We start from the raw sequence: 12,040 nt of genomic DNA, 5'->3' as shown, positions 1-12,040 counted from the left end.
ACCATCCTTCATTGATTTGTTTCTAAGGTTATATGGGACAGGACGAGCAATTATTCGAAGAAATTTATTCGAAAACGGCAGGCCTAACTAATTGTCCAAGCACTCCTTGCTGCCCTGCATACTCTGATAAAAAAGGAGTGATATGATGTCAAAACAAGATTTTCCGAAAGTGGTCAGCATCCCGAATCCCTTATATCAATCATTAAAGGGACGCTATTTTGTTGGACAAACTGAAACAATCCGTTTGGGAGAAGGGAAAAACGCATGGGGCGGCCTACTTAATCCGTCCGATTCCGATGTGGACCTATTTGTCAATGCCTTCACCATCACGAACCATTCCGACCAGCCGATCGAGGCACTCATTTGGTTCAATCCTGGCCCATTGCCCAACCGGATGAATTCCAAAAAGGTAACCCCAGCCAATACAGCGATCCATCCACTTCCTACCCCAAAAGTCCGGCTTGCATTTGGAGAAATGGCAGGCTTGCCGAAGAGAGGCGTCAACGCATTCAAACGGATCGTTCCGCCCCAAAGCACATTATCGGCTGATGAAGATGGAAAATACATCTTCCCAGCAGGGGGATCCTTCGTCATTTTCTTGGTCTCCCCGACTAACGAGTTGATTGACGCAGAAGTGGCGTATGGCTGGTTTGAGAAGAGAGTTTGTACAAGGTACTGACCGAATCCAGAGTTCGCTGCAGATCGATTACTCCCTCAAGTGCAATCGCTTGAGGGAACTTTTTTGTCGTGTACAGAAAAACTATTAGCTTGTGCTTACCATCTTTTCTACATACGTAAGTAAATCCGGATACATCGAGGTCCCTTTCAGCCGCTGTGCCGCTTCCCATAATGGCAATATGGCTGCATCCTCCTTTTTGGAATACAAGAGGGTGTACGGCTCTTTACATTGATCCAGTCCATGAAGGACAGAAGAATATGTGTATACTGACTGAAATTCATACCAGTCAAAATCCCGATGACTATTCGTTCGAATCACTTCACCCACATACGCACCAATACGAACGACAAAATTATCAAAGTGCCTGTGTAAAAGATCCGTTCCCAATAATCTTTCTTCGTACATATCAATGATTCGAACGCTCTCAACCGTATAGTCCAGGTTTCTTTTCGTCAGATTCTCTTGATCCCAAGCATCTTCTGAAACATCCTGGAACATTAACTTCGCCATTTGTTTCAAATCATCTTTTACTAATTTATTTCTCCCGAAGAAAGTAAACATAGTGGTTGGTCTCCTCATATGAATTCACTTGATACGCCATTTCTAGACGCACTTCTTTTTTAGCAACATCCTCATTCGAATAAGAAACCGTGTTGAAGCCGACAACGCGAAAACCATTCTTCAAATAAAACTGGATCGCAGGATAATTGGAGGTCTGCGTTTCCAATACAACGGAGCGAACCCCTAATTCAACTGCCCGGTTTTTGGCTGTATCCATTAAGCTCCTTCCAACCCCCTGCTGTTGGAACGCGGCATCGACATATAAATCGTGAATGAGCACTGTTTCATTCCAGTCCATTTTCTGAATGACCATCACCCCGGCCTCGGCCCCATTCACTTCAGCCAAATAAACTTCAGAGCCTTCTTTATAGTCCTCAAATAGATTCTCTTCCATATTCTTCATAAACGGCTGATCCAAGGTTTCTTCCCGCAAGGTGAAAGTCCACCCTTTGTCTATTTCTTCGAAAACCACCTCATAGTATTTCTCTGAGGTATATCGAAACATTACTTTTTTTCCTGCCGGATAATTTTCTTTAAAGATTTGTTGAATTGATATTGGCATAATAATTTCCCCTTATGAAATGTATCGTTTCCATCCCTAGACGTAAGTTTTCTTTAATTAATATGAAATCCATCAAATCAAAGCTATTTATTCCTCAACACGTCTGCAAGTTCATATAAGGAATGGGATTTTGTTATTTGATAATACCTTCCATCCTTTTGCAGATACCCCTTTTCACAGAACTGCGATAACACATGCAATAAGTGACGGTAGGATACCCCTAAATAATCACAAACGGTTACATGTCTCTCCTTATAAATCCCTTCGTCAGCCGTTTGTAAAATAAAATCGGCAAGCCGATTTTCAAGTGGAAAGGCCAGACTTTGAGAATATCTCGTAGCCATAAGTGTTGCTTTCACACTTAGAAACTTGGCTAATTCACGGAGGAATTTAGCATCTCCCATCAATTGTGTCCGGCAACGATGAATGGGAAGAGCGAAACAGATGGTTTTGGTTAACGCCTGAATTCCTTTTGTATAGTACACCTCATTTAATAATTCCATTTCTCCAATATAATCATTGGCATTGATAAAATTTAGTAACGAAACTTTCCCATTGTGGTGAGTGACATAAATCTTGCCCTTCCCCTCAATCACATAAAATAAGAAATCGGATCTCGATCCCTCTTGGATAATCCACTCATCCCGTTGATACTCGTGTACCTCCATCATCTCTTCAACGGGAATAGAAAATAAATGTAAAATAGAATGCTTCCTCATGTACAAATGTTTTTTCTCGCCTTGATAGATTTCCATCTTCCACCTCAAAACATGAGATATCTCATATTATTCCCTCGTCATTCCATGATACCATGCAATCATCGGAGGGGATAACATGAACACACATCGTTGGATGAGCATGCAGTTTTTTTGTTTTTTCATAACATGGGGCGTTTTTCTGCCTTATTGGACGGGGTGGCTGACTCATGCCAAAGGGCTTACAGTTCCCCAGGCAAGCTTAATCATGAGCTTTGGGCTCATTGCAAGAGGCCTTTCCACTTTAGTTGCTTTCCCTTATTTATCGGGGAAATTCAGTAGTAAAGCTTTATTACATGGTGCGGGAATTGGTACACTAATTGCTATTCTGTTTTACATTCCATCCAGTTCCTTTAGCAGTTTGCTTATCGTCACGTTAGCATTCCAATTTCTTTATCCAGCCATGATGCCTGCTCTGGACAGTGCTGCCGGCCTTCTCGTACAAAGTAACCAACTACGAGATTACGGGAAAAGCCGTCAATGGGGCTCCATCGGTTTCATATTAGCCGGCATAATTCTTTCTATCTTCACAGCGATGCTTGGAGATCACGTGATATTATGGGCGTTTTTACTTGGCATCGTCGTATTCGTTAGTCTTGGTTTTCTACGTGCTCCTGACATTCTAGCTACAAAACCACCAATAGATCAGGAACAAAAAGGAGGCATATTAAGATTATTCCGTATCAAACACTTCGGTTTGGTACTTAGTATCGTTATTCTCCTGCAAGCAGCCCATGCGTCTTATTACAATTATGGTTATCTCTTTTTGCAAGAAATCCATGCACCCAAATATTTAATCGGCGTTATTATTAACATTTCCGTATTGGCGGAAATCATCTTTTTTGCCAACGCAGACCGCAGATTTAATAAATTTTCAGTAGGGTCGTTGCTGGCCATAGCAGCACTGGGTTCTACCTTACGATGGATCTTACTATTCGCGTTTCCGAACGTCATTGTTTTCTCTATCGCTCAAACGTTGCACGCCTTCTCGTTTGCTATGGCGCATTATGCGTTTATGAAATACTTAATAAAACACATTTCACCTGCCCAGATTCCGAAAGCACAAGGCGTTTATTCAGCCCTAGCTCTTAGCTGGAGTACTGCTGTATTTACAATTTTCGGCGGCTACTTATACGAAATTGAGCCTAGATATGCCTTTATCGGCATGATTGTTTCTACAATCCCAGCGATGATCCTTGCGCTTGTGTATCGGAAACTGGATTATAAAAAGGAAGGCATGATTAAATAGAATTCTTTCTTTGATCATAAAAATGAGGCATTAGATTTGATTATCTAATGCCTCAGACTGTAGACAAAGTCACTTTGAGATGAATAGAAGTGCATAACCAACCGGCAGGGAGCGCAACTTCGCTTTCCATGGGCTTGGCTTCAGCCAATCGAACAGCGAAGGGTTCGATTTGTATAATTCCTGCGCCTAGCGCAGAAATTATACATCCGTTGCTCGCTGCGCATTCGCTTAAGCTCGCAAAAGCCGTACTACGCTACGGCTTTTCCTGCGGGGTCTTCAGCTCAAGCTATTCCCATAGGAGTCTACGTTGCGCTCCCTGCCTTTGATACAATTTCTTTATGGTTTAGTAAATACATGAAGACTCGTTAAACTTCTTATATACGAGGTCTATCATGTTGAATATTCATAACAACATACCTTGTTAGCAGAACAAATCTATAGCTAATATGGGCTGATTACTCCTCATGCAGGACTACTTTGGACCACTCTCAAATGGAAAGATTAGCGCCAACTAGCAAGGCAGCATATGTATAACAAAAACAAGATTGGCGTGAATCGCATGAATGAGTTCAATCCATCCAAACTATCTGTTGAATACAGGAATGGCGTAACGGCTGCAGGTCCAGTTATTCCTCGCTTGTACACATTAACTCACTCTGATTTCACAGGAGAGCTGTTTTTAACAATTGGAACCCACTATGCTTGGGATAAAGTGAACCCTAACATGAGAGATGAAGTATTAGGTGAATGGAAAACAGATGGGCATAGTTTGTACTACAACGTTTACGTTTTTATTGATGGAGCAACCCCTAGCCTTTCCACCTCCGCCATACGTAATGAAGTATTCCGACGCGAATTGCCCCTTGCCTTGACCGCCATTCGATATGGGGATCGATTTTTCTTCGATCTTCATCCCTATCTAGATGACGCTCCAATCATCGTTAATTTTATCTCCATTTACCCGCAATTTGCTGCACGGGAGAGTTGGGGTAGTTTTAACCGTTACTCAAAATCAGTTTGATTGAAATACACAGCTGGCCACTGTGTATTTCAATTACGCATGACCCGGTTCAACGTCGATTTTCTTTGTTAAGCAACTACACTAAAGAACCTAAATCAGATAAAGATAAACGACCAACGACTTGAAAACCATTTCCCCTTCCTCTAGGTTTAATAATAACTGTACCCATGTCAGGAATTGGACCTAATCCAACTCCTTCGGGAAAACTCTGCGCAACAACTACCTGATTTCTTCCCTCTTCAGGTATCGTCTCAAGCACGCATTGAATGGTAGTTAAGATGTTTCTTCTGTCTTGGCTAGATAAATTTCCACTCAACCGATATACCTCCAGCCAGAAGGGTTCAACGTAAACGTTGCAACGACCGAATGCTAACTGTGCCGTTTCAATTGTTCTACAAAAAGGGCTGGCAGCAACAGGATAACAAATCGGGATTCTAGCGTATCGAAGAATATCTCCATAGAAAATAGCCTGCCTACGTCCCTGCTCAGAAAGATTTCTCTGGGTTATGCAGTTTTGGAAATCTAAAACAGGTAAATCTTCTCCTACGGTTGCTTCCCCATGCCTTACATAGAGTATATAGCCCCCTTTTCTCAGGGAATCAAGTAATGCTTGATTCAAGACATCGTTTCCCTCCTTATCAACCGCTACTATCACTGTTACTGTATGTTACACACAGGTTTTTTGACCAATAAAAAAACAAACAGGAGCTATTAAGGCATGTTCCTGTTTGTATCGTAAGGTTTGATTCTATGAGATTAATTGAATTTGCCTACTATCGCTCAAGCTCCTCGAAGGTTTTATGTAACCATGCAGCGAACTTCTCCTTCTCTTCAAATTGCGGATAATGAGCTGACTCTTCAAATATAATGAACTCTTTTATAGGTGCTTCCAGACTCTCATAATAATTTTTTGCAGCACTCACAGACGTCATATAATCGAATTTCCCCATTACAAAATAAACCGGCACATCCACTTGCTTAACAAGATCCGGAATAGTGTGCTTTGTCCCTTCATTCAACAACGCTTCCTGTGTAACATGAATTCCTCTTAGATAACGTACGACATCCAGCCCGTTATATTCGGGGCTAAAAAGAAATCCTGTCAGATAATCTTTGTTATCATCAATACGTCTTGCCGCACCTCCATATTGGCGGACGAGACTTCTCGGTGTCCGCGCCTCTCCCTTTTCAATGGATGGTTGAAGAGACCTTAATGTCTCAATGTCACCTGAATTTCCTTTTAGTTTTGCCTGTTCCAGTGTAAATTCTAAACTGTCCAATTCGCTTTGCACTACGTCTGCTACTTGCCCAATGCCTACATACCCATAATATTTCTCAGGTGATTGATCGATAGCTTTCATTCCAATATAAGTGCCATACGAATGGCCCACTAATAAAACCTTTTCTTGGTTAAATCTCTCTGAAATATAATCGGTTAATGCCAGCAAATCCTCAACCAGCAAGTCAGCGGTCAGGTTCGAATAGTCCTCAAAAAAGTGATAGGATTTTCCACTCCCACGCTGATCATAATGTACAATGGTAAATTGCTTTTCAAGTTCTTTTTGGTATTTCCTTACATAAGGAATTTCAGAACAAGCTGGACCACCATGAACAAAGATAAGAATTGGATTGCTGGAATCTTTTCCTCGAATCATAATTTCATGTCCCGTGCCATTAATTTCAACCTGTTCCATTGTACTTATGCTTTGCTCCCCATTAATGCGAGGTGTCCATGTAGGGAAAAGCATCCAGAGTAATATAATGAACGAAGCAATTCCTAAACCTATCTTTACTACTCTAGCCGTACGCCTTTGCATGCCTTTTCTCTCCTGACGGCAGTGCCATGTATTGTTGCCCACTGCTTAACTCTTTTATCTATCTTACAACGCCGCTGTAATAGTTTATAGAGTAAAAGAGCTCCTCTTGTTTAGAGGAGCCCTATCCGAAACATTGGCTTAATGTTAGTAAACCTTTTCTTCAACCGCAACAGCTACAGGCACAAATTCAAATTTTGTTACATCCACAAGTCCTACATCCGTAATTTTAAGGTTCGGGATCACGGCTAATGACATAAAGCCTAATGTCATAATGGGATCAACATCAGCTGCAATTCCAAGTACGTCACGTGCCACATCATCGACTTTGCGTTGCTCTTCGATGACCTCTTCTCCTGAAAGATGACTCATCAACCCAGCTACCGGCAGTGCCATCGTATGGAGGACCTTGCCGCCATTGACCAGAACAACCCCGCCGTCTTGTTCTTTTAACTTCTCAACGGCCAATGCCATGTCCTCGTCGTTGGTCCCTGTCACAATCAGGTTATGTGAATCGTGTGCGATAGAGATGCCAATTGCACCTTTTCGAATGCCATAGTCTTTCAATAAACCAACGAATACATTCCCCGTATTATGATGTCTTTCAATCACAGCAATTTTGGCAACCGGATTATTGGGGTTGTACACGAATTCTCCTGCCTCATCCAGATCTACTTCGACGATGGCTTCATTGGTTAACGCTTCGGTTTGAATCACTTCAATCGCTCTCGCTTTATTTGAATCTAATTTCAAGGAAAGCTTCTCTTTGGAAAAATTACTGACATGTACACTAGATTGTACAGAAGAAATCTCGGCTCTCTTAAATGGCAATACATATTTTCCTTGATCCGCCACAAGTTGACCTTCGATATATGTTTGTTCCACTACCATGTTATAAAGATCGTTAAAAATGACTAAATCGGCTCTTAATCCTGGTGCCACCGCGCCACGGTCATTCAACTGACAGCATTCTGCCGCGTTGATGGTAGCCATTTGAATGGCTTGTATCGGATCCACATTTTCCTCTACACAAATACGGATTGCGTTATCCAAATGCCCTTTTTCTATAATGGTTTTAGCTTGTACATCATCACCACACAAAACACAGCGGCGGAAATTTTGAGTCGTGACACCTTTTAGCAAAGTACGCAGATTTTGCGTGACAGATCCTTCCCGTAAAAAGACATACATCCCCCGGGAGATACGAGCCTGCATCTCTTCTACAGTAGAGCATTCATGGTCATTTTCCACACCAGCCGCAATATATGCGTTAAGTTCCTTTCCGTTTACCATCGGACTATGCCCATCAATTCGCTTCTGTAGCTTCTTCGCTACTAACAGTTTATCAAGCACATCATCCTTGGCCTCAATGACCCCTGGGAAATCCATAAACTCAGCGAGTCCCATCGCTTTTCCGGTTTCTAATGGAGTTACCATATCAGAAGCGGTTAACACCGCACCGGCATTTTCCATATCGGTTGCCGGAACACAAGAAGGCAACATGTATTGGATATCCAACGCCGTGTGTTCTGCTGCCTCAATCATATAATCTAGCCCTTTAAGCCCTGCTACGTTAACAATTTCATGAGGATCTGCCATCACAGTCGTCGTGCCATGGGGAACCAGTAAACGCCCAAATTCCTCTGGCGTCACATAGGAAGATTCCACGTGAATGTGTGGATCAATAAAACCCGGTGCAATATATTTTCCTTTTACATCAACAACCTCTTTACCCTCATAGGTTTCTCCGATACCCGCAATCTTCCCATCGACAATGGCCACATCGCCAACAAGGATACTTCCTTGATAGACATCCACGATCTTACCGTTCTTCAAAACAAGGTCTGCAAGTTTCCGTCCTGCAGCTACGTCAATTAGCTGTTTCAATTCTTCTTTTTGCACTCTTTTCTCCACCCATCTGATTTGTATAAAAAAGCCCAAAGCACACGCTCCCCACTAGGAAAAGCAATGCACTTCGGGCTTTTAATGTCGAAATACAAAAAACCGAAACCTTTAAAATCAGTAAAGGCTTTCAGTCTTTAGCTTTTCATAGTCCGTTCATTTACGGTGAACAGGTAGAAACTCGTAGGCCATATCCCCACTATTATATGAAAACACCATATGCAGTTTTTAAGTTTTTTAAGTATAGCATTATTTTGGATTTTTGCAATCGGTTTTTGGGTGGACATGGTGGAAAGGTAAACCTGTATATTGACCCATAACTCTTTTGATAATCTTTCACAAAAAACTCATTCCATCCAAACTTCTTGCAATGTATGCCTAAAACAGTTCATCTAATTTTTCTGTCGGATCCTTCGCTTCCACTTGAAGCGTTTTACTATATTCTTCAATTCGATTTATTTCTCTTTCTATAAAATCGTTAATTACATAAATACGTGGTTCAATATCTAACTCATCACCTATTAGCTTTCTTTTTAATAGATGTTTCACTGCATTTTTCAATTCACCTACTGTAATGATGTCTTCCAATAATTCATGAAAGCTAATTGGAGGTGTCCTATTATATTTTTCAATCCACATACAAGCTAATATCGGGCGAAGTACATAAAAATACTTTTTTATTTTTACTTCTGGACCTTGTAGGTACTCACGATAATTATTTTTCGCCATGTTTAAATAATGATGCAGCATCGAATTTGGATAATATACTTCAGATTCTAAAGACCGCATATTACCTATAAACGAGTATTTTTGATAATAAACGATATTGCTTCTTAACCATTCTAAAAGTGGGGGATTATTCTTTCTAAAAAGACGCAACGCTTTTGTGACTTCCCAACCGCTTATATCTAATAACTCATTGATTGGCTCTTCAATCACATCTCTCTTTGCTCCAATTCCTTGTGGATCGATTGACAGATACCATTCCGGTGTATGAATATAAATAAACCGAACATCATAATCGCTGTCTTTTGAAGGAAACCCCCATGCTCTACTTCCAGATTCAACAGCATATAAGATCTTCACGTCGTATCTCTCTTCTATTTCTAACAATTTCTTTTGAATGATTTCGTTCATTTTCATCTCCCCCTTAAGCTTGAACTAGCTCCATCTTACCAAATCTAATTAATGGCGTATCGATTAGTAAAATGAATCCATCATTGACCTCATTTACTTATGATACGGTTCCCCCCGCATAATCCGAAACCCACGATACACCTGCTCCAACAGCACCAGCTTCATCAGCTGATGGGGAAAGGTCATCTTCGAAAACGACAGCAATTCATCCGCCCGTTTCAATACATCACTATGTAAGCCAAGAGATCCGCCAATGACAAACACGACTTTGCTCCGGCCATATGTCATTAATGACTCGAGTCCGGCAGCCAGCTCTTCGCTCGTTTTCATCTTCCCTTCAATTGCGAGTGCAATGACATATGCATCCGCCCCGATTTTAGCCAAAATCCGATCGGCTTCCTTTTTCTTGACGATTTCCATGTCGGCGTCGCTTAGGGATTCGGGTGCTTTTTCGTCGGCGACTTCGACGAGGTCGATTTTGGCGTAGGCGCCGAGCCGTTTGGCGTATTCGTCAATTCCCATTTTTAAATATTTTTCTTTTAGTTTTCCTACTGACACAATTGTAATATTCACAGGTTGTCCACCCTTTTCAAAAAGTTATTCACAAGACTTATACACATATCCACAGAACTTATCTACATATTGTGCCCGATTATTCGTTCGCCACAAGATAGGAAGCGGGCGTGTCACAGTACTCGCATTTTGTGGATAACTTTTCGTCCTCTTGTACCTTTTCCATGATCGGAAACGTTTCCTCCTTTGCAACAAATGCGTCGAGTGCTTGATTTATATGTGTTTCGCAACTATAAATTTTCATACATCTCATCCTTTCGCTCTTCTTTATTTTACACATAGTTATGCACAAAATCAGTAAACTATCCACATTGTTGAAAAACGGATAAAAAAACAGGCAGGATTAGCCGCTGTTTCAGCTTCCCTGCCTGTTGTGGATAAGCTTTCGTTACGTCTCTTGTAATGAGTGTAACATTAGAACGTGTTTCCGTCCCGAAGTACCATTTCAATTTCCACTAACTTGCCCTCTCGGTATACTTTCATCTTCATCGCGTCGCCGACTTTTTTCTCGTTATATAAATGCTTGCGCAAGCCGACCATGTCTTCGATTTTCTCGCCGTCCATCTCGACAATGACATCATATTTTTGGACGCCTGCCGCTTCGGCTGGCGTATTCCGGAAAACTTCTGTTACGACAACTCCATCCTTAATATCTTTTGGCATCCGCAAGACATCTCGTTGCTGGGTCGACGGGATATCACGAAGGTTCAGCAAGCTGACGCCCATCGTCGGTCGATTGACGGTTCCCGTCTTCTCCAAGTTCTCAATGACTGGCACCGCCACATTAATCGGAATGGCTAAGCCGATTCCTTCAACAGTCTCTTGGGTGATCTTCATGGAGTTGATGCCGACAAGCTGGCCCGCCAGATTGATGAGCGCGCCGCCGGAGTTGCCGGGATTGATGGCTGCATCAGTTTGAAGTACATCCGCTTGCCAATCGATCGTTCCGTTTTTGTCCAAATCAATCGGAATGGAACGGTCCTTCCCGGATACGACACCGACCGTTACCGAGCCCGCAAAGCCTAAACCGAGCGGATTGCCGATTGCCATTACGGTCTCTCCGCGTTTCAATGCATCCGAATCTCCGAATTCGATTACTGTATTTACGTGGCTCGCGTCAATTTCAACGACTGCTAAATCGGTCCATACATCGCTGCCGATCAACTTCCCGTCTACTTTTGTCCCGTCATCAAATGTAATCTCGAGTCCTTGCGAGCCCTCTACGACATGATGGTTTGTAACGATATAGGCCTTGCCGCCTTCCTTTTTATAAAGAACGCCTGATCCAGTCCCTATTTCTCTCGTCGTTTCGGAAGAGGACCAGAAATCCCGTACGGTCTGTAAATTCGTAATGCCGACGACCGTGTCCGCCACATCATTCACAATACCGGTTATATCCGTATTAATGTCGACGGATACCCGCTCGCTTTGCAAATTGTTCTGTCCCGTTTCTTCGTGTTTCACAAGCGTCGCCTGATCCTGTTTGCCATTCATCGAATAGACGACAAGCCATACGATCAGTCCGCCTACAATAGCGCCGAACAACGCAGGCAAAAAGCCGCTCCGCCGTTTCGGAGTGCGCTGATACTGACGGTATGGTTCCTCTTTTTTTTCTTCGATTATCGGTTTTTCCTCTTCCCGGGGTCCTTGATTGAATTCGTCCATTGGCCTCTCCCTTTCTTAGACAGATACACTCACTTTACCCTTATTCTTTAAAATCAAATACGCCGCTTGTCATTTTCTCATCGGCCATAAAAAAAAAGCACTCCAACAGCCGCGCTTCCGCC

The 12,040-nt window shown here is 42.2% G+C and carries 13 protein-coding genes and 1 riboswitch; of the genes, 3 read left to right on the top strand and 10 right to left on the bottom strand.

Annotated elements, in window-relative coordinates; all coding sequences use genetic code 11:
* Positions 1-145: 145 nt before the first annotated feature.
* A complete protein-coding gene (locus tag ACSW3C_RS18185; RefSeq protein ID WP_486564284.1) occupies positions 146-679 on the top strand; it encodes a DUF6143 family protein in 534 nt (177 codons plus the stop codon).
* An 84-nt stretch (positions 680-763) separates the two neighbouring features.
* Here the strand turns inward: ACSW3C_RS18185 and ACSW3C_RS18180 are convergent, their stop codons facing one another.
* The 3 genes from ACSW3C_RS18180 to yeiL form a co-directional block, all read right to left on the bottom strand.
* Positions 764-1,240 (bottom strand): hypothetical protein, encoded by a 477-nt coding sequence (locus ACSW3C_RS18180; RefSeq protein ID WP_486564282.1) that lies wholly within the window; start codon positions 1,238-1,240, stop codon positions 764-766.
* Positions 1,215-1,802 carry a GNAT family N-acetyltransferase gene (locus ACSW3C_RS18175; RefSeq protein ID WP_486564280.1) on the bottom strand — a complete coding sequence of 196 codons (588 nt, stop codon included), beginning with the start codon at positions 1,800-1,802 and terminating at the stop codon, positions 1,215-1,217. Before ACSW3C_RS18175 ends, ACSW3C_RS18180 begins: the two co-directional genes overlap by 26 nt.
* A gap of 83 nt (positions 1,803-1,885) precedes the next feature.
* Complete coding sequence (gene yeiL, locus ACSW3C_RS18170; protein ID WP_486564278.1) at positions 1,886-2,557, bottom strand: transcriptional regulator YeiL; 672 nt, start codon at positions 2,555-2,557, stop codon at positions 1,886-1,888.
* Positions 2,558-2,636: 79 nt separating this feature from the next.
* On the opposite strand from yeiL, the gene ACSW3C_RS18165 reads away from it, so the two are divergent.
* Entirely contained in the window at positions 2,637-3,806 is a 1,170-nt protein-coding gene (locus ACSW3C_RS18165; RefSeq protein WP_486564276.1) for an MFS transporter, read from the top strand.
* Positions 3,807-4,365: 559 nt separating this feature from the next.
* On the top strand, positions 4,366-4,827 hold the full coding sequence (locus tag ACSW3C_RS18160) for a staygreen family protein (protein ID WP_486564369.1): 462 nt from the start codon (positions 4,366-4,368) through the stop codon (positions 4,825-4,827).
* 76 nt (positions 4,828-4,903) lie between these two features.
* On the opposite strand, the gene ACSW3C_RS18155 is transcribed toward ACSW3C_RS18160, so the two are convergent.
* The 7 genes from ACSW3C_RS18155 to ACSW3C_RS18125 all read right to left on the bottom strand — a co-directional run bounded on the left by ACSW3C_RS18155 (position 4,904) and on the right by ACSW3C_RS18125 (position 11,918).
* Entirely contained in the window at positions 4,904-5,446 is a 543-nt protein-coding gene (locus ACSW3C_RS18155; RefSeq protein ID WP_486564273.1) for a histidine phosphatase family protein, read from the bottom strand.
* 154 nt (positions 5,447-5,600) lie between these two features.
* On the bottom strand, positions 5,601-6,644 hold the full coding sequence (locus tag ACSW3C_RS18150) for an alpha/beta fold hydrolase (RefSeq protein ID WP_486564271.1): 1,044 nt from the start codon (positions 6,642-6,644) through the stop codon (positions 5,601-5,603).
* 144 nt (positions 6,645-6,788) lie between these two features.
* Positions 6,789-8,543 carry an adenine deaminase gene (ade, locus tag ACSW3C_RS18145; RefSeq protein ID WP_486564270.1) on the bottom strand — a complete coding sequence of 585 codons (1,755 nt, stop codon included), beginning with the start codon at positions 8,541-8,543 and terminating at the stop codon, positions 6,789-6,791.
* Positions 8,544-8,671: 128 nt separating this feature from the next.
* Positions 8,672-8,773, bottom strand: a riboswitch (purine riboswitch).
* A 148-nt stretch (positions 8,774-8,921) separates the two neighbouring features.
* Positions 8,922-9,680, bottom strand: coding sequence for a nucleotidyltransferase domain-containing protein (locus ACSW3C_RS18140; protein ID WP_486564268.1), 759 nt, complete (start codon positions 9,678-9,680; stop codon positions 8,922-8,924).
* Between the two features lie 93 nt (positions 9,681-9,773).
* Entirely contained in the window at positions 9,774-10,253 is a 480-nt protein-coding gene (gene rlmH / locus ACSW3C_RS18135; RefSeq protein WP_207959592.1) for a 23S rRNA (pseudouridine(1915)-N(3))-methyltransferase RlmH, read from the bottom strand.
* Between the two features lie 79 nt (positions 10,254-10,332).
* Positions 10,333-10,497, bottom strand: a complete 165-nt coding sequence (locus tag ACSW3C_RS18130) for a CxxH/CxxC protein (protein WP_486564266.1) — start codon at positions 10,495-10,497, stop codon at positions 10,333-10,335.
* 170 nt (positions 10,498-10,667) lie between these two features.
* Positions 10,668-11,918, bottom strand: a complete 1,251-nt coding sequence (locus ACSW3C_RS18125) for a S1C family serine protease (protein ID WP_486564264.1) — start codon at positions 11,916-11,918, stop codon at positions 10,668-10,670.
* Between the last annotated feature and the right edge of the window lie 122 nt (positions 11,919-12,040).

The organism is Sporosarcina sp. AD_1 (assembly GCF_057373025.1).
The sequence above is the reverse complement of the archived record's forward strand: the minus strand, read 5'-3'. Positions and strand labels throughout refer to the sequence as shown.